The 24,932-nt window shown below is 65.0% G+C and carries 22 protein-coding genes, 1 pseudogene and 1 riboswitch; of the genes and pseudogenes, 11 read left to right on the top strand and 12 right to left on the bottom strand.

Annotation, left to right across the window (positions count from 1 at the left end; all coding sequences use genetic code 11):
- Position 1 precedes the first annotated feature (1 nt).
- Genes EN804_RS21385 through EN804_RS21360 form a run of 6 tightly spaced genes read left to right on the top strand, consistent with a single transcriptional unit; the run spans position 2 to position 7,393 of the window.
- Positions 2-1,120, top strand: coding sequence for an ABC transporter ATP-binding protein (locus EN804_RS21385; protein ID WP_127276379.1), 1,119 nt, complete (start codon positions 2-4; stop codon positions 1,118-1,120).
- Positions 1,117-2,241: an ABC transporter ATP-binding protein gene (locus tag EN804_RS21380; RefSeq protein ID WP_135921247.1), complete on the top strand. Its 1,125-nt coding sequence runs from the start codon at positions 1,117-1,119 to the stop codon at positions 2,239-2,241. Before EN804_RS21385 ends, EN804_RS21380 begins: the two co-directional genes overlap by 4 nt.
- Positions 2,241-3,794 carry an FGGY-family carbohydrate kinase gene (locus EN804_RS21375; protein ID WP_135921244.1) on the top strand — a complete coding sequence of 518 codons (1,554 nt, stop codon included), beginning with the start codon at positions 2,241-2,243 and terminating at the stop codon, positions 3,792-3,794. The genes EN804_RS21380 and EN804_RS21375 overlap by 1 nt, the downstream gene beginning before the upstream one ends.
- Before the next feature lie 10 nt (positions 3,795-3,804).
- On the top strand, positions 3,805-4,845 hold the full coding sequence (locus tag EN804_RS21370) for a 2-hydroxyacid dehydrogenase (protein ID WP_135921242.1): 1,041 nt from the start codon (positions 3,805-3,807) through the stop codon (positions 4,843-4,845).
- A 40-nt stretch (positions 4,846-4,885) separates the two neighbouring features.
- Entirely contained in the window at positions 4,886-6,403 is a 1,518-nt protein-coding gene (locus EN804_RS21365) for a glycerol-3-phosphate dehydrogenase (protein WP_135921240.1), read from the top strand.
- Positions 6,404-6,451: 48 nt separating this feature from the next.
- A complete protein-coding gene (locus EN804_RS21360; RefSeq protein WP_135921238.1) occupies positions 6,452-7,393 on the top strand; it encodes a TIM barrel protein in 942 nt (313 codons plus the stop codon).
- Positions 7,394-7,456: 63 nt separating this feature from the next.
- Here the strand turns inward: EN804_RS21360 and fba are convergent, their stop codons facing one another.
- On the bottom strand, positions 7,457-8,521 hold the full coding sequence (fba, locus tag EN804_RS21355) for a class II fructose-bisphosphate aldolase (RefSeq protein ID WP_135916219.1): 1,065 nt from the start codon (positions 8,519-8,521) through the stop codon (positions 7,457-7,459).
- Positions 8,522-8,793: 272 nt separating this feature from the next.
- Here fba and EN804_RS21350 point away from each other — a divergent pair, with 272 nt between their 5' ends.
- From EN804_RS21350 to EN804_RS21340, 3 genes are read left to right on the top strand one after another with little or no spacing between them, the layout of a single operon-like run.
- Positions 8,794-9,564, top strand: a complete 771-nt coding sequence (locus tag EN804_RS21350) for a DeoR/GlpR family DNA-binding transcription regulator (RefSeq protein WP_135916220.1) — start codon at positions 8,794-8,796, stop codon at positions 9,562-9,564.
- An 18-nt stretch (positions 9,565-9,582) separates the two neighbouring features.
- On the top strand, positions 9,583-10,341 hold the full coding sequence (locus EN804_RS21345) for a triose-phosphate isomerase (RefSeq protein ID WP_135921236.1): 759 nt from the start codon (positions 9,583-9,585) through the stop codon (positions 10,339-10,341).
- A 39-nt stretch (positions 10,342-10,380) separates the two neighbouring features.
- Entirely contained in the window at positions 10,381-10,821 is a 441-nt protein-coding gene (locus EN804_RS21340) for an RpiB/LacA/LacB family sugar-phosphate isomerase (RefSeq protein WP_127276395.1), read from the top strand.
- Here the strand turns inward: EN804_RS21340 and dhaL are convergent.
- The 4 genes and pseudogenes from dhaL to EN804_RS21320 all read right to left on the bottom strand — a co-directional run bounded on the left by dhaL (position 10,818) and on the right by EN804_RS21320 (position 14,572).
- Positions 10,818-11,451: pseudogene (gene dhaL, locus EN804_RS21335) on the bottom strand (dihydroxyacetone kinase subunit DhaL). The gene EN804_RS21340 and the pseudogene dhaL sit on opposite strands and share 4 nt — an antisense overlap.
- Positions 11,452-11,461: 10 nt before the next feature.
- Entirely contained in the window at positions 11,462-12,469 is a 1,008-nt protein-coding gene (locus tag EN804_RS21330; protein WP_135921233.1) for a dihydroxyacetone kinase subunit DhaK, read from the bottom strand.
- 75 nt (positions 12,470-12,544) lie between these two features.
- Positions 12,545-13,018 carry a 6,7-dimethyl-8-ribityllumazine synthase gene (locus EN804_RS21325; protein ID WP_135865208.1) on the bottom strand — a complete coding sequence of 158 codons (474 nt, stop codon included), beginning with the start codon at positions 13,016-13,018 and terminating at the stop codon, positions 12,545-12,547.
- A 77-nt stretch (positions 13,019-13,095) separates the two neighbouring features.
- Positions 13,096-13,297, bottom strand: a riboswitch (FMN riboswitch).
- Between the two features lie 99 nt (positions 13,298-13,396).
- Positions 13,397-14,572, bottom strand: a complete 1,176-nt coding sequence (locus tag EN804_RS21320) for an MFS transporter (protein ID WP_135921231.1) — start codon at positions 14,570-14,572, stop codon at positions 13,397-13,399.
- A gap of 48 nt (positions 14,573-14,620) precedes the next feature.
- Between EN804_RS21320 and EN804_RS21315 the strand changes: the two genes are divergently transcribed.
- Positions 14,621-15,160 (top strand): Lrp/AsnC family transcriptional regulator, encoded by a 540-nt coding sequence (locus tag EN804_RS21315; protein WP_135921229.1) that lies wholly within the window; start codon positions 14,621-14,623, stop codon positions 15,158-15,160.
- A 57-nt stretch (positions 15,161-15,217) separates the two neighbouring features.
- Here EN804_RS21315 and EN804_RS21310 read toward each other — a convergent pair whose 3' ends face one another.
- Complete coding sequence (locus tag EN804_RS21310; RefSeq protein ID WP_135865413.1) at positions 15,218-16,540, bottom strand: four-carbon acid sugar kinase family protein; 1,323 nt, start codon at positions 16,538-16,540, stop codon at positions 15,218-15,220.
- Between the two features lie 8 nt (positions 16,541-16,548).
- A complete protein-coding gene (gene oiaX, locus EN804_RS21305) occupies positions 16,549-17,799 on the bottom strand; it encodes a 3-oxo-isoapionate-4-phosphate decarboxylase OiaX (RefSeq protein WP_135921227.1) in 1,251 nt (416 codons plus the stop codon).
- Positions 17,800-18,057: 258 nt separating this feature from the next.
- On the opposite strand from oiaX, the gene EN804_RS21300 reads away from it, so the two are divergent.
- The gene (locus EN804_RS21300; protein ID WP_127277231.1) at positions 18,058-18,771 is read left to right on the top strand and encodes a transcriptional regulator NanR; all 714 of its coding nucleotides are present in this window, start codon (positions 18,058-18,060) and stop codon (positions 18,769-18,771) included.
- A 4-nt stretch (positions 18,772-18,775) separates the two neighbouring features.
- Here the strand turns inward: EN804_RS21300 and EN804_RS21295 are convergent, their stop codons facing one another.
- From EN804_RS21295 to EN804_RS21275, 5 genes are read right to left on the bottom strand one after another with little or no spacing between them, the layout of a single operon-like run.
- Positions 18,776-20,614, bottom strand: a complete 1,839-nt coding sequence (locus EN804_RS21295) for a hypothetical protein (RefSeq protein WP_135921225.1) — start codon at positions 20,612-20,614, stop codon at positions 18,776-18,778.
- Complete coding sequence (locus EN804_RS21290) at positions 20,611-21,645, bottom strand: Gfo/Idh/MocA family oxidoreductase (protein WP_127870633.1); 1,035 nt, start codon at positions 21,643-21,645, stop codon at positions 20,611-20,613. The genes EN804_RS21295 and EN804_RS21290 overlap by 4 nt, the downstream gene beginning before the upstream one ends.
- A gap of 2 nt (positions 21,646-21,647) precedes the next feature.
- Complete coding sequence (locus tag EN804_RS21285; RefSeq protein WP_127277225.1) at positions 21,648-22,712, bottom strand: ABC transporter permease; 1,065 nt, start codon at positions 22,710-22,712, stop codon at positions 21,648-21,650.
- Positions 22,712-24,268 carry a sugar ABC transporter ATP-binding protein gene (locus EN804_RS21280; RefSeq protein ID WP_135921223.1) on the bottom strand — a complete coding sequence of 519 codons (1,557 nt, stop codon included), beginning with the start codon at positions 24,266-24,268 and terminating at the stop codon, positions 22,712-22,714. Before EN804_RS21280 ends, EN804_RS21285 begins: the two co-directional genes overlap by 1 nt.
- Entirely contained in the window at positions 24,265-24,909 is a 645-nt protein-coding gene (locus tag EN804_RS21275; RefSeq protein WP_135921221.1) for a DUF2291 family protein, read from the bottom strand. Before EN804_RS21275 ends, EN804_RS21280 begins: the two co-directional genes overlap by 4 nt.
- Positions 24,910-24,932: the final 23 nt, after the last annotated feature.

The raw sequence follows: 24,932 nt of genomic DNA, 5'->3' as shown, positions 1-24,932 counted from the left end.
CATGGCCAGCCTCGAACTCAGAAATATCGTCAAGCGCTACAAGAGTCAGACCGTCCTCGACAATCTGTCGCTGACCGTCGCCGACGGCGAGACGCTGGTGCTGTTCGGGCCTTCCGGCGCCGGCAAGACGGTGCTGCTGCGCCTCGTCGCCGGCGTCATCGACCCCGAGGAAGGCAAAATATTCATCGGCGGCGAGGACATGACCGATGTCGACGCGGAATTCCGTGGCGTCGGCATGGCGTTCCAGAATTTCGCGCTGTTTCCGCATATGAGCGCGTTCGACAACATCGCCACGCCGCTGGAGGCCAAGCGTTCCTCGCAAGGCGCGATCAAGGCCGGCGTCGAGAGCGTCGCCAAGCTGTTGAAAATCGGCCATGTGCTCTCCCACAAGCCGCGCGCGCTCTCCAACGGCCAGAAGCAACGCACGGCCCTTGCCCGTGCCCTTGTCGGTTCGCCGCCGCTTTTGCTGCTCGATGATCCCTTGCGCAATGTCGATGCCAAGCTACGTTTCGAGATGCGGCTCGAACTGCCGCGGCTGCTCGCCGATCGCGGGGCCACCGTCGTCTACGTCACCCAGGACTACAAGGAAGCCATGGCGCTCGGCGACCGCATCGCGGTCATGTCGCAAGGCGTCATCCGGCAGCTCGGCACGCCCGAGCAGATCTATCGCGAGCCGGCCAACATCGAGATCGCGCGGCTGTTCGGCGACCCGACCATCAACCTGCTCGACGTCAAGCCCGCGCGGGATGCCAGGGGGGTCTATGTCGGCCTGTCCAATGTCCAGGTCCATCTCACCGATGCTCCCGAGACCGCCATCGGCCGCGACTGCATCATCGGGCTGCGGCCCGAGGCACTGCATTTCGTTGGCGACAACGAGCCCGGCGCCATTCCGGTGACAGTCGAGGCCGAGACGCCCCTCAACGAGAAGATCGTCACCTTGGTGCGCACCGTGCGCGGCCGTGAAATCCTGGTCTCGCGTCCGGCCGGAACGCCGGGCCGCAGCGAGGGCAAGGCCCATATCGCCGTCGACGGCAAGAGCGCCTTGCTGTTCGATCACGCCAGTGGCGAGCGCATCGGCGCCAAGAACATCGTCAATCTGCGCAGCGGAGAAGCGGCATGAGCGCCAGCGCACTCACCATTTCAGGCGTCGACAAATTCTATGGTCCGATCGACAGGGGCGTTCACGCCGTCAAGAGCCTGACTATGGAGATCGGCAAGGGCGAGATCGTGGCACTGCTCGGCTCGTCCGGCTGCGGCAAGACCTCGACCTTGCGCATGATCGCCGGCTTCGAGGAGGTCTCGCGCGGCGCGATCGCGGTCGCCGGTCGCCAGGTCCACACCTTGCCGCCGGTCAAACGCAATGTGGCGATGGCCTTCGAGGGCTACTCTCTCTATCCGCCGCTGACGGTGCGCGAGAACATGGCCTTTGCCCTCAAGGCCGCAAGGCTGCCCAGGAGCGAGGTCGACGCCAAGGTCGCCAGCATCGCCAAGCTGCTGGAGATCGAGGACATATTGGAGCGCTATCCCAGCTCTATTTCCGGCGGCCAGCAGCAGCGTGCCAGTCTTGGGCGGGCGTTGATCCGGGAAGCCGACCTGCATCTGCTCGACGAGCCGATGGGGCAGCTTGAGCCGCAGCTTCGCGCCGTGCTGCGCGGCCGTATCAAGCACTTCATCAAGGAGCGCGGCCTGACCGCGATCCTGGTCACCCACGACCAGACCGAGGCCAATGCGCTTGCCGACCGCATCGCGGTGATGGAAGGCGGCGTGCTGCAGCAGTTCGACACGCCGGACCGGATCAAGGAGCGCCCGGCCAACCTGTTCACCGGCACCTTCGTCGGCGAGCCGCCGATGAATGTCTTCGAGGCCTTTGTCGGGACCGCCGCCGGCCGCATCAATCTGCGGCTGCCCGACGGGCTGTCGCTCGACTATGACAAGGACGCCTTCAGCGCTCCGGTTCGCGACCAGTTGCTCAGCCGCGAACGGGTGGTCATCGGCATCAGGCCCTACGCGGTTCGGCGCTCGAAGGAAGGTGTCCCGGCCACGGTCTCGGCCAACCAGTGGCTCGGCGACCAGACCCACATCGCAGCCGATTTCGCCGGCGGCTCGCTGGTCCTGGTCGAGCATGACCGCACCCGGCTCGACCTCGGCGCGCCCATCAATGTCAGCATCGATCCGAAAAACCTGCACGTCTTCGACCAAGCGAGCGGCAAGGCCATCTCGCACGGCATGGAGCTCGCGTGATGCGCGACATATTCATCGGCATCGACGCCGGCACCTCCGTCATCAAGTCCATCGCCTTCGACACGAAGGGCCGCCAGATCGCGGCGGCGGCGACGCCGAACCATTATGAGACGCTGTCGGGCGGCGGCGCCGAACAGGATCTGGCGCGCACCTGGGCCGATGCCGCCACGACCCTGCGCCAGCTCGCCGACAAGGTGCCCGATCTCGCCAGCCGGACCGTCGCCATTGCGGTCACCGGGCAGGGCGACGGCACTTGGCTGATCGACGGCAAGGGCGAGCCGGTGGCCAAGGGCTGGCTCTGGCTTGACGCGCGCGCCGCCGGCGTCGTCGAGGAAATCCGCGCGCGGCCCGATGACCGGCTCCGTTTCGAAAAGACCGGCAGCGGGCTCGCCGCCTGCCAGCAGGGCTCGCAGTTCGTCTTCATGAAGCGCACCATGCCTGAAATGCTCGGCAAGGCGGCCACCGCCTTTCACTGCAAGGACTGGCTCTATTTCAAGCTGACCGGCGAGCGCGCCACCGATCCGTCCGAAGGGACTTTCACCTTCGGCGACTTCCGCACCCGCGATTATAGCGACGATGTGCTCGACGTCCTCGGCGTCGCCGATCTCAGGCACCTGCTGCCGCCGATCGTCGACGGCACCAGGCACAGCACCGGACTGTCGCCGGCCGCCGCGGCCGTCACCGGCATGCTCGCCGGGACACCTGTCGTGCTCGGTTATGTCGACGTCGTCTGCACCGCGCTCGGCGCCGGCCTTCTCGACCGCGAGCGCAAGCCTGGCTGCTCGATCATCGGTTCCACCGGCATGCATATGCGGCTGGCCGAGACGCCCGACGATGTGCAGCTCAACGAGGCGGCGACCGGCTACACCATGGCGATGCCGGCGCCCGGCGTGTTCGCACAGATGCAGTCCAACATGGCGGCGACGCTCAATATCGACTGGGTGCTCGGGCTTGCCTCGGGCATTCTCGCCTCGCAAGGCATAACCCGCAGCAATGGCGAGATGATCGCGCTGGTCGACGCCTGGATCGCGGCCTCGCGGCCGGCTTCGCTGCTCTACCAGCCCTACGTCTCGGAAGCCGGCGAGCGGGGACCGTTCGTCGATGCCAATGCCAGGGCCGGCTTCATCGGCATTTCCTCGCGTCACGGCTACGCTGATCTGGTGCGCGCCGTCTTCGAAGGCTTGGCTTTCGCGGCGCGCGACTGCTACGCCGCCATGGGACCGCTGCCACGCGAAATTCGCCTGACCGGCGGTGCCGCCAGAAGTCCGGCGCTCCGCAAGATCCTGGGCGCGGCCATTGGCGCCGACACGCGCACCAGCGCGCGTGAGGAGGCCGGTGCGGCCGGCGCGGCGATGATCGCCGCGGTCTGCGTCGGCCAATACGCCTCCATGGACGAATGCGTCGGCGAATGGGTGACGCCGTTGCTCGGCGAGGCCGAGCCGAGCGACCCGGACCTTGCCGCGATCTACGACAGGATGACCCCGTCCTACATGCTGGCGCACCAGGCCTTGCGGCCGGTCTGGCGTGCCATGGCCACATCGCAGGAAAATTGAGAAGTCGAGTATGCGTAAAAAGATAGCGATCATTGGCGACAACTTCATGCTGCCGGAGGTGTTTCGCGCCAAAATCGAGAAGGTCGCCAGTGGCGACCTCGATATCAGGACATTGCAGACGGCTTGGCCCGACGAGCCCATGGAGTTCGGCAATCCGGCACTTGGCCTCGACAGGGTCAAGGAGTATTTCGGCCATCCCGACGAGGTCGTCGATTTCATCGGCGATGCCGAAATCCTCGTCACCCAGCTCGCTCCCTTGTCGGAAAGCATGATGCGGCGCCTGCCTGATCTCAAGCTGGTGGCGGTGTCGCGCGGCGGGCCGATCAATATCGACATGGAAGCGGCCAGGGCGCAGGGCATCACCGTGGTCAACGTGCCTGGCCGCAACGCCACCGCCGTGGCTGAGTTCACCATCGGCGCCATCCTGGCCGAAACGCGGCTGATCCGTGTCGGCCACGAAGCCCTGCGCAAGGGGGAATGGCGCGGCGATCTCTACCGTGCCGACCGCACCGGCCGCGAACTCGGCGAAATGACGGTCGGCGTCGTCGGCTACGGCAATATCGGCACGAAAGTGGTGCGCCTGCTGCGCGCCTTCGGCTGCCATGTCCTGGTCAGCGATCCCTATGTGCAGTTGAGCGCCGAGGACCGCAACGCCGGCGTCGAACTGGTTGCGCTCGACGATCTTCTGTCGCGCTCCGACGTGGTGACGCTGCATTCGCGGGTGACGCAGGAGACACGCGGCCTGATCGGCAAGGACACAATCGGGCGGATGAAGCCTGGCGTGATCTTCGTCAACACCGCGCGCGGTCCGCTGGTCGACTATGACGCGCTCTACGAGGCGCTTGTTTCGGGGCAGATCGCCAGCGCCGTGCTGGAAACCTTCGCGGTCGAGCCGGTGCCATCGGACTGGCCATTGCTGCAGCTGCCCAACGTGACGCTGACGCCGCATATCGCCGGCGCTTCGGTGCGCACGGTGACCTATGCCGCCGAGCAGGCCGCCGAGGAGGTGCGCCGCTACCTGGCCGGCCTGCCTCCGGTCAATCCGTGCTGAGAGCGACGGCCATGGAGCGCAAACCCGGCATGGACACGAGATGAGCGGCGGCCCTGACATCGTCGACCTCTTCGTCATCGGCGGTGGCGTCAACGGCGCCGGCATCGCGCGCGATGCCGCGGGCCGCGGGCTTTCCGTCATTCTGTGCGAAAAGGACGATCTCGCCCAAGGCACCAGTTCGAGATCGGGCAAGCTCGTCCATGGTGGCCTGCGCTATCTCGAATATTACGAATTCCGCCTGGTGCGCGAGGCGCTGATCGAGCGCGAGGTGCTGCTGGAATCGGCGCCGCACATCATCTGGCCGATGCGATTCGTGCTGCCGCACAGCCCGGACGACCGGCCGGCATGGCTGGTGCGGCTCGGCCTGTTCCTCTACGACCATCTCGGCGGCCGCAAGCGGCTGCCCGCCACCCGCACGCTTGACCTGCGCACCGCGCCCGAGGGCGCGCCGATCAGGGACAGTTTCAAGCGCGGCTTCGAATATTCCGACTGCTGGGTCGACGATGCCCGCCTCGTCGTCATCAACGCGCTCGACGCGGCCGAACGGGGAGCGAAGGTCTTCACCCGCACCGCCTGCACCGCCGCCCGCCGCGAGGGCGGCCTCTGGGTCGTCGAAATGCGCGACGTCAGGACCGGTATCAAGACCAGTGTGCGGGCGCGCGCGCTGATCAATGCCGCCGGTCCCTGGGTCAACGACATCGTCAACCGCGTTGCCGGCCAGAACTCGAGGCGCAATGTCCGCCTGGTCAAGGGCAGCCATATCGTCGTGCCCAAGTTCTGGGAGGGCCGTCAGGCCTATCTCGTCCAGAACAGCGACAAGCGCGTCATCTTCATCAATCCCTACCAGAACGATCTCGCGCTGATCGGAACCACCGACATTCCCTACGAAGGCCGGCCCGAGGACGTGACCGCGGATGAGAGCGAGATCGATTACCTCATCAGAGTGGTCAACCGCTATTTCAAGCGCGGCCTTGCGCGCAACGACGTGGTCTATTCCTTCTCCGGCGTCAGGCCGCTCTATGACGACAACGCCGACAATCCGAGTGCGGTGACCCGCGACTATATTTTCGAGCTCGACGCGCCGGAGGCGCGGGCGCCGCTGCTCTCCGTCTTCGGCGGCAAGATCACCACCTTCCGCAAACTGGCCGAGCATGCGCTGGACAGGATCGCACCGTTCTTTCCGAAGATGGGCAAGCCCTGGACAGCGAAGGCGCATCTGCCCGGCGGCGACATCGCCAATGCCGACTTCGAACAGTTTCTCGGCGACCTCGCAAATGAGTATCCATGGATGCCGGCATCGCTGCTCAAGCATTACGGCCGGCTCTACGGCACCAGAACGCCGTCCGTAGTTGGCGGCGCCCGTTCGCTCGCCGCGCTGGGGCGGTGCTTCGGCAAGGATTTCTTTGAGCGCGAGGCGAACTACCTCTTCGAACAGGAATGGGCGCAAGACGCGGCCGATATTCTCGAACGGCGCACCAAGCACGGCCTGCATCTGTCCGCCGAGGAGAAGTCGGCCTTCGAGCATTGGTGCGCGAGCCGGCAGGCGAGGGCAGGCTGATGGCGCTCATGGCCCCTGTTCGGCGACGGCGTTGAAGGGATAGCGACCTTGGCCTTCACGCTCTCCCTCAACACCAATCCGCTGGTCAACCGCTTCGCGGAGCCGGACGATCTGATCGACACCATCGCCTACGGCATCGGTATCAGGGACATTCAGCTCACGCATGAATTCGTCAATCCGGGTTGGCCGGCGGCGACGATCGTCAAATTCGTCCGCCTGTTCCGCAACGCTTTGAACCGCACCGGCGTGCGTGTCACCTCCGGCATGACGGGCCCCTATGGCCGGCTCAACCATTTCGGCCATCCCGACGCCGACGTGCGCCGCTACTATGTCGAGTGGTTCAAGACCTTCGCCGATGTCTCGGCCGAGCTTGGCGCCGGCGGCATGGGCACGCAGTTCGCCATCTTCACGCATCGCGACTTCGACGATCCCGACCGTCGCGCGCGCCTGTTCGACATCGCGCTGGACTGCTGGCGCGAGGTCGCCGAACACGCCCGGGCGGCAGGCCTGACCTACCTGTTCTGGGAGCCGATGTCGGTCGGCCGCGAGTTCGGCCACACCATCGAAAACTGCCGGATGCTGCAGGATGCGATCGATGCGGCCGGAATGGCCATTCCGCTTGAGATGATGGTCGACATCGACCATGGTGACGTGACCTCCTCCAACCCAGCCGACATCGATCCCTATGCCTGGGCCGAAGCCTTCCCCCTGAAGTCGCCGATCATCCACATCAAGCAATCCTCGATGAACAAGGGCGGCCACTGGCCGTTCACCGCAGCCCACAACAAGGACGGCCGCATCACGCCTGAAAAGCTGCTGGAAACGGTGCGGCGCGGCGGCGGCACCGACAACGAAATCTGCCTCGAACTGTCGTTCCGCGAGCGCGAGCCGGTCGACCATCAGGTGGTCGCCATGATCCGCGAGTCGGTCGACTATTGGGCGCCCTTCATCGAAACCGGCAGGGCTGACCTGCTGCCAAAGGCCGAATGAAAAACGGGCAGGAGCCGATGCGGCTCCTGCCCGTCGAACTCAGCACATTGAAACAGCCAGAACTCAGGCGAATTTCGGGTCGAGGCTGCCCGACTTGTAGCGCTTGGCCATTTCCGAGACCGGCAGCGGCTTGATCTTAGGCGCATTGCCGGCGGTGCCGAACTGTTCGAAGCGCTCCTTGCAGAGCTTCCTCATCGCCGCCATCGCCGGTGTCAGGTATTTGCGCGGGTCGAACTCGCTGGGGTTCTCGGTCAGCACCTTGCGGATCGCGCCGGTCAGCGCCATGCGGTTATCGGTGTCGATGTTGATCTTGCGCACGCCATGCTTGATGCCGCGCTGGATCTCTTCCACCGGCACGCCCCAGGTCGGCTTCATCTGGCCGCCATATTTGTTGATGATCTCCTGCAGGTCCTCCGGCACGGAGGACGATCCGTGCATGACCAGATGCATGTTCGGCAGGCGGCGGTGGATCTCCTCGATGACGTTCATCGCCAGCACCGCGCCGTCGGGCTTGCGCGAGAATTTATAGGCGCCGTGGCTGGTGCCCATGGCCACCGCCAGCGCATCGACATGGGTGTCGCGCACGAACTGTTCGGCCTGCACCGGATCGGTCAAGAGCTGGTCGTGGCTGATCGCGCCTTCGACGCCGTGGCCGTCTTCCTGCTCGCCGCCGCCGCTCTCCAGCGAACCCAGAACGCCGATCTCGCCTTCCACGGAGACGCCGCCCCAATGCGCCATGTCGACGACGCGCTTGGTGATGCCGGAATTATAGGCATAGTCGGCCGGCGACTTGCCGTCTTCCTTGAGCGAACCGTCCATCATCACCGAGGTGAAGCCGTATTGGATGGCTGTGACGCAGGTGGCTTCGTTGTTGCCATGGTCGAGATGCATGCAGACCGGGATGTCCGGGTGGATTTCCACCAGCGCGTCGATCAGCTTGGCCAGCACCACGTCATTGGCATAGGCGCGCGCGCCGCGGCTTGCCTGCAGGATGACCGGCGACTTGGTCTCCTCCGCGGCCTCCATGATGGCGAGGCCTTGTTCCATGTTGTTCATGTTGAAGGCCGGCACGCCATAGCCGTATTCGGCGGCGTGATCGAGCAATTGTCTCAGTGTGATGCGAGCCAACGATTAGTCTCCCGTATCTGGTTTCAAACCTGTGGTTGCGGGCTGTCCGCGCATCGTTCAGCCCACCGATGCTTCTGGCCGGAATTCCGTGCAACCGCAACCGTGACAGACCGTCCCGGCCGCAATTCTTGTTACAGCGGCGCGATAAAAGCCGGCGAAATATCCCATGGAAATATCTCATTATAACAAAAATTGTGATACATGCGCGACGATGTCTGTTATATCTGGGCCCGATCAAGCAGCCGGAGTTCTGCGTTGGCTGGTCGGCGACAATGAAGAGCGACAACAGACGGCAAGGCATCATGGATTTCCTGGTGGACGCCGGCGCGGCGAGCGTCGACGACCTCGCTTCGCGTTTTGGCGTCTCCAGGATGACCGTGCATCGCGACCTGGACGAGCTCGAGGAGAGCGGCTTCCTGCGCAAGGTGCGCGGCGGCGCCTCGATCCAGCCGAGCAGCCTGTTTGAAAGCGATTTTCGCTACCGGCAGAAGCAGGCGATCGGGGAAAAGCAGCGCCTTGCGGCGGCCGCCGTGGCCGTGATCGAACCCGGCCAGACGGTCATCATCGACGACGGCTCGACGGCGGGCGGCATCGCGCGGCATCTCGCCGATCTCAGGCCGCTGACGGTGATCACCAACAACTTCGCCGTCATCCAGGATCTGGCCGGTGCCGGAGGCATCAACCTGATCGCGCTCGGCGGCCAGTACTCGAAGAAATTCCATGGCTTCTTCGGCCTGCTCGCAGAGGCGTCGCTGCGGTCGCTGCGCGCCGACGTCGCCTTCCTGTCCTCATCCGCCATCCATGGCGCCTCCGCCTTCCATCAAGATCAGGAAGTGGTGCAGGCCAAGCGGCTGATGATGGCCGCGGCGACCCGCAAATACCTGCTGGTCGATCACGGCAAGTTTGGCCGCAGCGCACTGCATTTCCTGACCGATCTCAGCGCATTCGACGCCGTCTTCACCGGGCGCGAGCCAGAGCCCGGGATACGCGCGACGCTGGATGCGGCGGGGGTTTCGCTGACGGTCGTCGCCGACAAGGATTGAGGGTCGAGGAGAGTACGCGTGGTTTACTGGGTCGGTACAAGCTGGAAGATGAACAAGACGCTGACCGAGGCGCTTGATTTTGCCGGGGCACTGGCCGGCTTCGTGCCGGGTTTCGACGATCGCATCCAGCCTTTCGTCATCCCGCCCTTCACGGCGGTGCGCGAGGTCAAGCGGGCGCTGTCGGCAACGCGCATCAAGGTCGGCGCGCAGAACATGCATTGGGTCGATGCCGGCGCCTGGACTGGCGAGATCTCGCCGGTAATGCTGAACGATTGCGGCCTCGACCTGGTCGAACTCGGCCACAGCGAGCGGCGCGAACATTTCGGCGAGACCGACCGCACGGTCGGGCTGAAGACGGCGGCGGCGGTCAGGCATGGACTGATACCGCTGATCTGTGTCGGCGAAACGCTGGCCGAGCGCGAAAGCGGCAAGGCCGATGCGGTGCTGACCGCTCAGGTCGAGGGTGCATTGCAATTCCTCGACGACGAGGCGAGGGGAGCAGAAATCCTGTTCGCCTACGAGCCGGTCTGGGCGATCGGCGACAAGGGCATCCCGGCCAGTTCCGACTATGCCGACAGGCAGCAAGCGCTGATCAAGCAGGTCGCCGCCGGCCTGCTGCCGTCCGTTCCGCCGGTGCTCTATGGCGGCAGCGTCAATCCCGGCAATGCCGCCGAGCTGATCGGCCAGCCCAACATTGACGGCCTGTTCATCGGCCGTTCCGCCTGGCAGGCCGAGGGCTATATCGACATCCTGCGCCGCGCCTCGGCCGCGATCTGAACCAATCGAAAAACGCATTCAGTCAGAAAGGACATCACCATGAAAATAGCCATCGGAGCCGACAGCGCCGGCAAGCCGCTGCTCGACGTCATCGCCGCGCATCTGGCGACCAAGCCCGGCCTCACCGTCAGCGATCTCAGCCAGGCCGGCTTCTATGCCGACCTGTCGCAGAAACTCGCCCAGACGATCGTCGAAGGCGAGAACGACCGTGGCATCCTGTTCTGCGGCACCGGCATCGGCGTCTCGATCTCGGCCAACAAGGTGCCGGGCATCCGCGCCGCGCTTACCCACGACACCTACTCGGCCGAGCGCGCGGCGAAATCCAACAATGCCCAGATCATCACCATGGGCGCGCGCGTCATCGGGCCGGAACTGGCCAAGGCCATTGTCGATACGTGGCTGGCCTCGGAGTTCGACGAGAAGGGGCCGTCGGCCGGCAACGTCCAGGCGATCAACAAGCTCGACGCGGCGAAGGCCTAAGCCAGGCTCCGCGTCATCGCGCCGATGACGGTGACGGCTGAGGCCGCGCCCGGGTCCATGTGCCCGAGCGACCGTTCGCCGAGCCGCGACGAGCGGCCCTTGGCGGCGATCATGTCCTTGGTCGATTCAGCACCGCGCTCGGCAGCGGCAAGGGCTGCCTGCAGACTGTCGGCAAGGCTCTTTCCCCCTGCATTGCTGGCGCCAGCCGCTTCCGCCGCCGGTTGCCAGGCATCGACCATGGTCTTTTCGCCGATCTCGGCCTTGCCGCGATCCTTGATGCCTTGCGCCATGGCCTGCAGCAGGGCGATGAATTCGGCATCCGCCAGCGTCGCCTTGCCCTTGACTGCGACGGCTGCACGCATGAAGGCCGTGGCATAGAGCGGGCCGCAGGACGCGCCGACGGCATTGAGGAACGATTTCGCCGCCGTTGAGGAGCGCGGTCGGCTCGGTCGCCGCAAGGTCGAGCGATGCCAGCGCATCGCGCACGGCGTTGAACCCGAGCGCCATGGCAATACCGTGGTCGGCGTCGCCGATGACGCCGTCGAGCTGGCAAAGCCGGTCCCTGTCGGCCTCGATCGCCACCGCGATCGCGTCGAACATTCTTTTCAGGTCGGAGGCACCGATGGTCATGGGGCGCTCCTCAGCCGGCACGGAACATGGCGCAGTCGCAGGGGTGGTCGAGCATCGCCTGCAATTCTTCGTCGAGATGGAAAAGCGTCACCGAAGCACCGGCCATTTCCAGCGACGTACAGTAATTGCCGACCCAGGTCGCATGGATGGAAACGCCGATTGCGTCCAATCTCTGCTTGACCCGTCGGTTCATGATGTAGAGTTCCATCAGCGGCGTCGAGCCCAGTGAATTGACCAGCACCGCGACCCTGTCGCCGCGCTTCGGTGCCATCTCGTCGAAAATCTTGTCGAGCATCTCGTCGGTAATTTCGTCGGCGGTCCCAAGCTTGCCGCGCGCGATGCCGGGTTCGCCATGGATGCCCATGCCGATCTCCATCTCGTCCGCGCCGATCTCGAAATTCGGCCGCCGCGTCTGCGGCAGCGAGCAGGGCGACAGCGCCACGCCCATGGTGAAGGTGTGGTCGTTGGCCTTGCGCGCGATGCGCTCGACCTCGTCCAGGGACAGCATCCGGTCGCAGGCGGCTCCGGCAGCCTTGAAGATAAAGAAATTGCCGGCGACACCACGGCGCTTGTGCCGCTGGTCGCGCGGCGCCGAGGCGACGTCGTCGGTGGTGAGCACCGTGCGCACATCGATGTCGTCCATCCCGGCCATCTCGGCCGCCATGTCGAAATTCATCACGTCACCGGCATAGTTGCCGTACATGAACAAGACGCCAGTGCCGCCGCTGACCGCCTTGGCGCATTCCAGGATCGGATCCGGTGGAGGCGAGGCAAAGACGTTGCCGATTGCCGCCGCGTCCGCCAGCCCCTTGCCGACAAAGCCGAGAAAGGTCGGCTCGTGGCCGGAACCGCCGCCGATCACCAGCCCGACCTTGCCGGGCCGTGGCCCGTCGCGGGCGATGATCGAGCGCGGGCTGCCGTCCACGCTTGCGAGATGGCGAGGATGCGCGGCCAGGATCCCTTCGAGCATTTCGTCGACGGCGCGGTTGCCGTCATTGATGATCTTCTTGGTCTGCACCGGCATCCTCCCGAACTCGGTATTTTCGCAAATACTACCGGGTGTTATCGCGATTTCCACCCGGCCGGGAAGATTTCATGCCGCGATCTTTTCCCGCGCCGCGAGAATCTGCACGCAGGCGTTGGCCGCTTCCTTGCCCTTGACCGAGAAGTGCTCGAAGAAGAAGCGGTGATGCTCGGCGCTATCGTGAAAATTGTGCGGCGTGAGCACCGCCGAAAGCACCGGCACCCCGGTCGAAAGTTGCACGTTCATCATGCCGTCTATGACGGCGCTGGCGACGAAGTCGTGCCGGTAGATGCCGCCATTGACGACGAACGCCGTGCCGAGGATCGCGGCGTAGCGGCCGGTGCCGGCGAGCGTCTTGGCATGCAGCGGGATTTCATAGGCGCCGGGCACGTCGAAGATGTCGACGGCAAAGCGCCCGCTGCCGATCTCGGCCAGTTCGGCCTCGAACGCCTTCACGCACTGGTCGACAATGTCGGCGTGCCAGCGCGCCCTGATGACGGCGATGCGGATTGTTTCATAGTCTTTGTGGGAATGCTGATTCATGGGTCCATCCTTCCGTTTCGAACCAGAATCAGGACGCACGATACGAAATCCGACCCGCCGGGGCGGTTCGTTTTCCGTTTCGTTCTCTTCCATCCGGACTTTAACCGTCGGCTCCGGAATCACACCGGATCTGCTGACCCTTCCAACTGCTGGAAGGCGCTCGCGGGCTTGGGGCCCGCGCATGACCCCGAAAACCGGAAACGGTTTTCGGAAAGGCCTCATGCGCAACTGGGAGTCCTTACCGCCGGTGGGGACTTTCACCCCGCCCTGAGAACATTAACGGCTTTGTATGGAAGGGCAGGGTGCCGCTGTCAACGCGCCAAGGGCTGGTGGCCAATCACGTTCTGTCGACTGGAGCAATGCGATGAGACGCTGGCTCTACCAGCTGCGCCACGCTGCGGCCGAGGCGGCAATCAGCATGAGCACCGCCGCGACCATCGCGCAGGCGGCAAAGCCGAAGCCGGAATAGAGCGGCCCGAAGCCGGTGGTGCCGACAAACACCGCGAGGTAGGTCACCGCGCTGTTCAGGCCCATTATCGTGCCCCGCCGTGACGGATCGAGCGCCGACAGGCGCATCACCAGCACGTTCAGCCCGAAATGATTGGCGAGCCCCCAGGCCGCGACCATGGCGAGCGTCAGGCCATAGCTGCCGCTGGTTGCGGCGATCGCCACGTAGACCATGGCGACGAGCAGATAGGCGAAAGGCATGACACGCCTTGCGCCAAGGCGATCGATGATGCCGTCGAAGAGCGCCGCCGTGCCGAAGCCCGCCCCGTATGCGAGCGCGGCCAGGCCGTTGGCGCTGACCGGCTGCCCCAGTCCGCTGTGAAGGTGATCGCCAAGATAGCCATAGACACCGTAGAAGGCGGTCATGAAGGCGCCGCAGGCAATCAGAAGCGGCACAATGCCGGGAATGTTCAGCGCTGCGAGCGGGGCGGGCGCCGGTCCGGCCTTCCTGACATCCGGCAGCGACGATGCGGTGAGGCCGCCGAGCGCCAGCGCGGCCAGCACGGCGACAGCGGCGAAGACGGCACGCCAGTGAACGAGATCGGCAAGCACCGCCGACAGGGAAACGCCGGCCACCATGCTGAGCGTCCATCCGGTCAGCACCACGCCGATCGTGCCGCTTTCGCGGCCGGGCGGAGCGATGGCCGCGGCACTGGCGTAGATTGCCGGCATGGCGACGCCGGCCGCAATGCCGGCGACAAGCTGTGCCGCAACCAGCGCTGTCACGGTAGGCGCGGCGGCGCTGGCGACCAAGGCCAATGCCAGCAGCAGCAGGGCCGCCTGCAGCATCCGGCGCGCGCCGACCCGGTCGATATGGCGTGCCAGGAACACGGCGCTCGCCGACGTGCCGAGGCCGAAGGCAGCCGCTGCCATCATCACCATGGGAACGCTGGTCGAGAACGATACGGACACCGCCGGAGCGATCGGGCCCAGCACCAGCGAATTCGAGCCGATCACGGCGATGCATCCGGTCAGCAGATAGGCGAGGGCCGGGATGGGCGGTCTGGTGTCCGCGCCCAAGGCTGCGGCTTGATCGTTGTTCGACATATCATCATAATGGCCGCATTAAATTCCGTGACAATCGGGAATATCGATATGGATGAAGAAACAGATGGCATTCCGCGGAACAGGCCGGCGGCCCGGGATGTCGACGCGACCGACCGAAAAATATTAGGCGTTCTGGTCGACGACGCGACGGTCACCTATGCCGAGCTTGGCGATCGCGTCGGCCTGTCGCCGCCGGCAGCGCATGAGCGGGTCAAGCGGCTCCGGCGCAGCGGCGCCATCCGCAACACGGCCGCCATCATCGATCCCAACGCGGTGCGGAAGCCGTTGCTCACCTTCGTCCACATCGACACCAGTGGCTGGGGCAAGACCCCGGAACTGATGGCGATCTCGGAATATCCCGAGGTCGAGGAGATCCATACCGTCGCCGGCGATACCTGCGTATTGCTCAAGGTGCGTACCGAGGACACCAAGGCACTCGAAGGCCTGCTGTTGCGTCTCTACGAGACACCCGGAGTCACTTCGACGCGCAGCTACGTGGTTCTGGCGACTTACCTCGAACGGCCGGTGCAGCCCGGCATCACGACGCGGTGGCCGACGCCAAGGCACATGGCCAAGCCGCTGTATTAGAGCAATTCCAGGAAAGTGTGCGGCGGTTTTCCGTGCAGAATTGCGCAGAGAGATAGTCTAGCTCCCCAGCCGGATGGTCTCGAAATAGGCGTCGGTGCCGACCTGGCCGCCCTTCAGCGCGATCTCAAGGCCGTCTATCGCGCCGCCGCCATGGGCGACGCAGAGCGGCGACCCCGGTGACTGCGGCAACGGCATGCGCACGGTCAGCGCGTCGATGGCCAATTGTCCGAGCGCGTGGCTGGAGGTGTCGCCGCCGGCAATCACGGCGCGCTTGAGTTTCTGCTCGGCGATCAGCCTGCGCAGGATGGTTCCCAGCGCCCGTCCGAGTGTGTTCCGGGCGCCCTCGATCCGGTCGATCTCAGCACCGCGATCGGCCTGTGGACCAAGCGCGGAGTAGAGGATGACGCTGCGGCCCTTGGCCAGGCTCGCCAACCCGGCCGCGACCGCCTGCTCGGTCGCTTCGCCGGCGCCTTCGCAGACCAGTCGCATCGCATCCATCTCGACGCCGTCGAACCCGTGAGCAAGCGCGTGGCGGATCTGTTTTTCCGTGGTAGGCGAGACGCTGCCCGACACCACGGCGAGCCGATCCACGGGGCCGGGCGGTGCGAATGCGGCATGCCCCGATACGATGCCCTTGGCCGCCCATTCGGCCAGCAAGGCATATTCGGCGCCCGAGGATCCGACGACGAAACCATGGCCCTTCCCGTGGATACGCCAGAGTTGTTCGCCGACGCGTTTCTGCGTCTGGTGGCTGTCGACGTCGAACAGGACGATATCCTTGTCTTGCAGGACTTGGTCGACCGTCTGCGCGAGATCGTCCGCCTGCAACGTTGCCAGGTCGACTAGGCCGGAACTAAGGCTGGTCTGGCGCGAAAGGTGGACGAGCAAGTCGGCCTCGTCCATCGGCGTCACCGGATGCCTGCTCATCACCGGATGCCGGTCGATGCGGAAATATGCGCCGCGGAATGCCGCGAAGAGGTTGCCGAAGGCAGTGTAGCGCTTGAGCTGTGGCGCGCCGACCACCATCGGCACGCTTGCCGCCTCGAAAATGCGCCTGCCGATCTCGGTGGCGCGGCCGATGCTGCCGACCGCCGGGCTGGAATCGAAGGTCGAACAGATCTTGTAATGGCAGACCGCCGCCCCGAGGCCTTTCAGCCATTCGAAGGCCGGCGTCAGGTTTTCCTCCATCCATTGCGGCGTTTCGCTTCGGCTGATGCCCGCCAGGCCAACCGCGCGGCAATGCGAAAATCGCGCCAGCAGGGACTGGTCGGGCTGGCGCATGAACAGCACGGTCGGCACGCCGCCGAGTTCGAGCGCCTCCATGACGTCGGTCGACCCGGTGAGGTCGTCGCCGTAATAACTGAGGAGCAGGTTTTGCACGGCCATGCTCATGCCGCCCTGCCGTCGCCGAATTTCTCGATCGATCGGGTCAGTTCGACGTGATCGCGGGCATAGTCCGTCAGCGCGATGCCCTCGACCGCCGCCTGCCAGGCCTGCAGCACGGCCCGTACGCCGGCGCCGGGCCCGTCCGGATGGCTGACGATGCCGCCGCCGCAGAGGTAGAGGAGATCGAGCGTGCGGCCAATGCGCCGATAGGTTTCGGGCGCCTGGCCGCCCCACTGGCCGGAGCAGGCCACGGGCAGCGCGCAATCGTCTGATGAGAACAGCGGCGTCGTCACCGCCTCGAACGAGCGGATGAAAGAATCGTCCGGCTCCCAATATTTCGAGCCGATGCCGTTGATCTGGAACTGGTCGACGCCGAGCAGCCGCCAGAATTGCTGCCAGACGCTGAAATCCATGCCGAGGCCGGGATGGCGTGTGAGGATATCCCAGCCATTGCGGTGGGCATGCAGCACCAGCCCGGAACGCTTTCTCAGATATGCCATGCCGCCGAAGCCGATGGAATTGATGTTGACGACGGCGCAATTGCCGCCGGCTTCGAGCACGAGATCGTGGTTGCGCATCATCTCGTCGGGATCGGCATGCGAGATGCCGAAGGCGTACATCACCTTCTTGCCGGTCTTCTGCTCTTGGTCGAGGATCAGCGGCATAATCGCCTTCACCCGCTCGCCCAGCGGCGAATAGGCCGGGCTCATCAACTTCTCGTCGTCCTTGATGAAATCGACGCCGGCCTCGATCAGTTCGCCCACCATTTCGGCCGTCTCATGCGGCCTGAGCCCCAGCGCCGGCTTGACGATGGTGCCGATGATCGGTCGGCCCTCGACCCCGGTCAGCCTGCGGCTGCCGGTCAAGCCGAACTGCGGGCCCGGATGGGCGCCCCGGTATTGTTCCGGCAGCTTCATGTCGATGACGCGGATGCCGGACAGGCCCCTGATCGAATAGGTGCCGCCGATGGCGATGGTCATCAGCGCCGACAGGTCGGTGCCGATCGCGTCGAATGGGAAGCCGATGTCAACATCGGCGCGCCGGAATGGCCCGCTGCCGGACCCGGGCAGCGATGGTTGCTCAGCATCGGGCAGATGCCGGATCGCCAGCACGCGCGCCGCCACGCGCGCCTTCAACTCCTCGGTCTCGCCCGGCAGCGCGACGAAGGTGCCGGTCGACTGGTCGCTGGCGATCTTGGCCGCCAGCGCCTCGATGCTGCCAGGGGTTTCGATGCGATAGGTAAGTGTGATCATGGTCGACCGGCCGCTCGAAAAGGGTGCGAAAAAAGTTTTGTCGCGCAGGAAATCTGGTATAATGAGTACATAAGTATTGCAAGAAATATCCGAGTCTCGGCAAGAGCGGGCGGGCTAGGGCAATTCCAGGAAAACCGTGCAACGGTTTTCTGTCCGGAATTGCGTAAAAGCTGGAGCGTCCCCGCTCCAGGTGCGGGCATTCCGGTAATCCTGCCGGGAATGCTAAACAAGAACCGAGCCAGGGAGTGATTCGTCACGATGAACCGTTCGGAGCCGATCGTCCGGCGCAAACTTTCCGACGAAGTCTTTGCAAGGCTGAAGCGGCTGATCACCAGCGGCGAACTGCAGCCCGGCGACGACATGCCGTCCGAGCGCGAGTTGATGGAGCGCTTCGAGGTCGGCCGGCCGGCGATCCGTGAAGCCATGCAGGCGCTGAGCAATATGGGGCTGGTCGCCATCTCGCATGGCGAGCGCGCCAAGGTGCTGCAACTGACCGCCAAGTCGATCATCAAGCAGGTCGACGGCGCGGCCAAGATCATCCTGTCCTCGTCCAGGGACACGCTGGAGCACTTGAAGACCGCGCGCATCTTCTTCGAGCGCGGCATGGTCAGGGAAGCCGCGGAAAAAGCCACATCGCAGGATGTGCAACTGCTGAAGGCAACCGTGGCCGAGCAGCGCGCCGCGCGCGGCGATTCCGAAGCTTTCATCTCCGCCGATATGAAGTTCCACACCCAGATCGCGTCCATTTCAGGCAATCCGATCTATGTCGCCGTCAGCGAAGCCACGCTGGGCTGGCTGAAGGAATACCACACCGAAATGCTGATCTGGACCGGCAAGGAAAAATACACGCTGACGGAGCATGAAGAGATCATCGACCGCATAGAGCACAGGGATGCCGACGGTGCCGAGAAGGCGATGATCAAACACCTCGAACGCTCGCGTGCTCTCTATGTGATGAATTCCGAGAAGTGACGCTCTAGCCGACACGCATAATGGCGTAGGGCGACATCACGAGATGGTCCTGGCCAAGCGTCGAAACATCGATCGGGACATTATTCGCCGTCAGGTTCGCCAGCCAGACGATGGTTTCCCTGGAGGCAGCGCGGCCGGCCAGCGCCAGAACTCGCGTCTCGTCACTGGTCGTGGCGGAAACATGCGTCAGTCCAGCCAACTCACAAAGCCCTTCGATGGCCCGGAGGATCGGCCGCGGCGTTCCTTGCGCGACGGGTTCGCCTGATCCGGCAACCACGCCGAACGGTCCGGCGAAGCTGGACAGTGTCAGCATCTCCAGTCCCGCAGGCGCGACGCGCGCGGCATAGCCGATCGTCCATGCGGCGGCGAATTGCGCGGCATGGCGGGGGTCGCGGTTCGCCATGGCGATGCGCTGTCCCCGCGAATTGTCCTTGGTCGCCCCACCATAGGGGTTCTGGCGCATGGCAATCGTCGATGGCCCGATGCGATACGGCTTTGTCCCGAAGATCGCCCGGGTGGACCGGGTGATGAAGGGAAGCGTCTCCAGCGACTGCATGACGCTGAGATCGTCGGCGGCATGCACGATCGGACAGGTGCAGTGGGTGATGAAATCGAGCTGGTCGGCGGGAACGCGCTTGCGGTTGAGCTCGGTGAAATAGCTGAACATGCCGCCGCCGAGACGGAGGCCGGGAAAGGCGCGGCGGGCGGCCGCGTAGACGTCCTCGAGCTGCGGACATGCCGGCCAGGGGCTGCCCGGCGGCGTCGACTGGCGGTCGACCGCGGGCGATACCGCGATGGCGTCCACCCGCAGGCCTACCTGGCGCAGCATATTGGCGACGTCGGAAAGTTCGGCGTCGAGGTCGCCGGTGCAGGCGGCCACGCATTCCAGCGTCGTCGAAGCGGGATAGGCGGCGGCGAGTCGGGCATGGGCGCGCAGCGCGTCGAGACCGTGGCCGCGCGTCGGATCGAAATGGAAAATCAGCTGCCGGGGACCGAGCCTTCCCAGCAGCGGTAAATCGGCAAGTGCCGCCTCCACATCCTCGGGATAGATGACGACGCCGATGTCAGGCAGCTTCGCGCCGGCTTGCCCAAGCTCGACGCGGACCGGCTCGGCCGGCACGGCCGAGGCGGGCAGATTGGCGTCGCCTGCGATGCTCAGGCTGATGGTCTGACGAAGGGATTGCCTGGCCGGCAGCACATAGGGCCATGGCAGCGCCAGCGGCCGCACATAGGTCTTGTAGGAGGCATCAGACCAGTTGCGCTGGTCTTCCATCTCGAATGTGTCGCCTTCCATCCGGCATTGCGCGACGACGCCGGGCCGCACCTGATGCGTGATGGCGCGCAAATCCTTGAACGGCTGCCACGGGTCGATCAGATCGGGCAGTTCCGTCTCTTCCACGCTGCCGTCGGTGTGCTCCACCGTCACCGCGCTGCCGGCGAGGCCGGCGATCGGATGCAGGATGCAGAAGCCGCATCGGTTGGTCTCGAAATCGCTCTCCGGCAATGCGGTCACATCGAAGACCAGCCTGCCGTCGGCGGTGCCTTCGATCGTGGCGTGGAAGCCGAGCCGGCCGCCGCCCGGGGCGAGGCAGCTTGCCGCGTAGCTGACGGAGAAACGGTCATCCGTCTGGTCGATGGTCAGGTCCTCCAGGACAGGCTCATAGGTGCCCCAGTCACGGTCGCGCACCACATAGGCGATGGCGCGCAGCACTTCGGTGCCGCCATGGCGGATGGTGCGCAGGTTGCCGTTGACCAGCTCCGCGCTGAGCGCGCCGGCCTGCAGCAGGATAGGCGCCGCTTCGGCCGTCCCGGTGCCGTAGAGATGGAAAGCGTCGGCCGTCATTTCAGCAGGTCGTCGATCTGCACCGGCGCGCGGCTTTCGGCGCCGGCATAGGCTGCTTCGACGAGGGCGAACGTCCTCAGATTGTCGGCTCCCGAGGTTGCCGGCTCCTTGCCGGATACGAGGCTGTCGACCCAGTGCTTCTGGATCGCCAGCACGCTTTCCTGGATGTTGTGCCATGGCCGCGAGGCCCAGGGCAGCAGCGGCGGCGAGACGTCCTTGACCGTGGTGCCGTTCTTGCCGGTGACGGTAAGCTGGTAGCCCTGCGCCAGCCGGATCGTGCCGTCGCTGCCGTCGAGTTCGACCAGTGTTTCCGGGAACGGCTCGGTGGCAAGCCTGGTGGCATAGCTGCAATCGACCACGGACGTCGCGCCGCCGGCGTGGTCCATGAGCATCGTCGCGACATCCTCGCCGGCGATCTTGGGATTGATGCGTGTGGTCCGCGCGGTCAGGCTCGTCACGTCGCCGAGCAGGAAACGGGCGATGTCGAGGATGTGGATGCCGAGATCCTCAATGATGAAGCGTTTGCCCGTCGCCAGATAAGGCTGGCCGGAAAACACGTCATAGCCGGAGCGGAAGGAGATGCGTCCGAAGAACGGCGTGCCGATCTCGCCGCTGTCGAGCACGGCGCGCACCGCCTGGATCGGCGACTGCCAGCGAAAATTCTCATGCACCATCAGCGGCACGCCGGCGTCCGTGCAGGCCTTCACCATCGCCTTGGCATCAGCGAGCGTCGGCGCGAAGGGTTTCTGGCAGATGACAGGGACGCGGTTCTCGGCCGCCATCTCGACCAGCGGCCGATGGCTGCCCACGGTGGTGGCGATGTCTACGAAGTCGAGCTTTTCGGCCGCGAACATCGCCGCCGCGTCCGCATAGCGCCGCGCTACGCCGAACTGATCGCCGACGATGCGCAGCCGTTCCGGATCGCGGTCGCAGATGGCGACGATCGAGGCGCCCTCGATGTCGCGCCAGGCATGCATCTGGTTGACGGCGAAGAAGCCGCAGCCGATCAGCGCTCCTCGCAACTCCGCCATGATCAGCCCGCCTTTGCCATCTGCATCAGGGTAACACGCTGCTGAAGCCGGCGCTGCGCCTGGTCGACGACGACGGCGACGATGATGACGAGGCCCTTGATCACCATTTGCCAAAACGAGCTCACCCCCATCATCACCAGCCCGTCCGACAGGATGCCGATGACGAAGGCGCCGACGATGGTGCCGCCGATCGTGCCGCGGCCGCCAGACATGGAGGTGCCGCCGAGCACCGCTGCCGCGATCGCGTTCAGTTCGAAGCTCTCGCCCGTCGCCGGGTGCGAAGCCATCAGCTCCGACGAGATGATCAGGCCGACGATCGCGGCGCAGAAGCCGGAAAACATGTAGACGAACATCTTGACCATGTTGACGCGCACGCCCGAGATCCGGGCTGCGCGCTCATTGCCGCCGACGGCGAAGATGTGGCGACCGAGCGGGGTGTAGCGGGCGAGGTAGGCGGCCCCCAGCGCCGCCACGACCAGGATCCAGATCGACACCGGCAGGCCGAGGAGCCGGCCAGCGCCGAGGAAGCCGAAGCCGGTGGTGCCCAATTCCGGCTTGCCGACCAGGTTGGGAAAGGTGCGGCCGTCGGAGGACAGCAGCGCGAAACCGCGCGCCACATAGAGCACGCCCAGCGTGGCGATGAAGGGCGCGACGTTGAGCCTGGTGATCAGCAGGCCGTTGACGGCGCCGATCGTTATGCCGACCAGAAGCGTGATCAGGATGATCTCGAAGACGTTGAAATAGACGGTGTAGCCGATCTGCAGGTCGATGCCGTTCAGCACGAGATAGCCGGCCACCATGCCGCACAGGCCGACGATCGAGCCGACCGAAAGGTCGATGCCGCCGGTGATGATGACGAAGGTCATGCCCATGGCGAGGAAGGCGTTGAGCGCGACATGCTTGGCCATTAGGATCAGGTTCGCCGCCGACAGGAAGTTCGGCGCGGCGATCGAGAAGAACACCAGCACCGCGATCAGCGCGATGAAGGTCCGAAGCTTCATCAGCGTCAGCAACGCGGAGCCGCTGGAGGCGGAAGGAGCGGCCGCCTTGGCCGGAATGTCAGTCATCAGCGTTGCTCTCCATGTGCGGGGGCAAGTTGTGCGGTGGGTCCGTGGCCCAGCGCCGATGCCGCGACGATCGCTGCTTCCGTCGCCTCGGCGCGGTCGAACATGCCGGTCAGTCTGCCATTGCTCATCACCGCGATGCGGTCGGACAGCGCCATCACCTCGTCGAGATCGGAGGTGGCGAACAGGATGCCGAGACCATCGCGCGACAGCTTGCGCATGGTGCGGAAGACGTCGGCCTTGGCGCCGACATCGATGCCGCGGCTGGGTTCGTCCATCAAAAGCACCTTCGGTCCGGTGAGCAGCGCCTTGCCAATCACCACCTTCTGCTGGTTGCCGCCCGACAGCGACGAGACTTCCTGCGCCGGATCGGCGACCTTGATCGCCAGTTCCCGCACCATCTGCACAACGGCCTGCCGCTCGGCGCCGCCCCGGATATGGAACAGGCGTACGAAGCGCGACAGGCTCGCCAGCGTCAGATTGCTGGCGACCGAGAGGATCGACACCAGCCCCTCGCGCTGACGGTCCTCCGGTATCAATGCCAGCCCGCGCTGGATGCGGCGCGTCGTGTCGCGCTCCTTCACTTGCTTGCCAGCGATGAAGATCTTGCCGCTGGCATGGCCGTGACGGCCCATGATGCAGTCGAACAACTCGCTGCGCCCGGCGCCCATCAACCCATATATGCCAAGGATCTCGCCGGCGCGCAGCGCCAGCGAGACATGGTCGACCGCCAGCCCGCCAGTCACGCGCGGCAGGCAGATCTCCTCGGCGCGGAAGATTTCCGCGCCGGGCTGATGGCCGTCGGCTTTGGCGAAATCCTTGGCGTCCGAGCCGATCATCTGCCGCACGATCCACTGCGTGTCGACGTTCCTCATCTCCTCCTGGCCGGTGATACGGCCGTCGCGCAGCACGGTAACGGTGTCGCCGATGCGGACAAGTTCTTCCAGGCGGTGCGAGATGTAGACGATGGCGACGCCGCGCGCCTTGAGGTCGGCGATCACTTTGAACAGGATTTCGACTTCAGCCGCGCTCAGCGCCGAGGTCGGCTCGTCCATGATCAGGATCTTGGCGTCGAGCGAAACCGCCTTGGCGATCTCGACCAGCTGCTGCTGGCCGATGCGCAAATCCTCGACCAGCATGTCGGGCCGGATGCCGGCCTCGAGCCGGTCGAGGAGTTCGCCCGCCCGCTTTTCCTGCGCCTTGCTGTCGATCTTGCCCAGCCGGTTGCTGATCTCGCGGGTGGCGAAGATATTCTCTGCGACGGTCATGTTGCCGAACAGGTTCAGCTCCTGGAACACCATGCCGATGCCGCGCGCCACCGCATCTCCCGACGAGGAGAAGGAAACCTCTTCGCCTTCGAGCAGGATGCGGCCGGCGGTCGGCTGCTCGACGCCGGCGATGATCTTCATCAGCGTCGACTTGCCGGCGCCGTTTTCACCGACCAGCACGTTGACGGCACCCTTGCGCACCTCGAAGTTCGCCTGCTTGACCGCGACAGTGCCGGCATAGACCTTCGAGACGTCCTCCAGCTTCAGGATGACGTCGTGAGCGGGGCTCATGGCCTCGGCCCGATCTCGGCCTCCGCCGGCGTCACAAGGGGCAGGTCCTGGCCGCCTTCGATCGTATAGGCGCCGAGCACCTTGGCGGTCCGGCCCTCAAGTGCCTCGCGCGGCAGTTTGGACAGCACGGTCTTGTCGGCATAGGCGTTGAAGGCCTTCCCGAACTGGGCGAAGTCGATCTGGTTGGTGAAGTCGTTGAACTGGACGAAATCGAGGCTGTCCCGCAACGCCGTGCCGCGCATGGCCGGCCCGATCTGGACGCGCGCATCGGCCTTGCCGTCGCCGTCCACGTCGATATCCATCGTGCCCGCCCGCGACTGCGTGTTGGCAGCGATGATCTTGCCCTCGACTCGGACCGCGAAGGTCCATGGCGAATTCGTCTGCTTCCTGGGATTGCCGTATTTGGCGCCGGCCGCCGCCGGATCGGTTTTCGCCAGCGCCTGGACTTCGGCCAACGGTCCGGCCTTCTGGACGAGATAGGGGATGACCTTCGAGGCCCAGATGTCCTCGACCATCTTGTCTGGGTTGAAGGCAGGCGCACTATTTTCGCTCCGCGCCATTGGCGTCGGCAGGATCTTGCAGCCGCTCAGGCCAAGGCCAGCGAGCGCGGCGAGAGTTAGCCAGGTCAATGTCTTCGGCATGGCGATCAAAAGCACCCGGAACG

This window comes from Mesorhizobium sp. M8A.F.Ca.ET.161.01.1.1 (assembly GCF_004792105.1).
Lineage (GTDB): Bacteria > Pseudomonadota > Alphaproteobacteria > Rhizobiales > Rhizobiaceae > Mesorhizobium.
The sequence above is the reverse complement of the archived record's forward strand: the minus strand, read 5'-3'. Positions and strand labels throughout refer to the sequence as shown.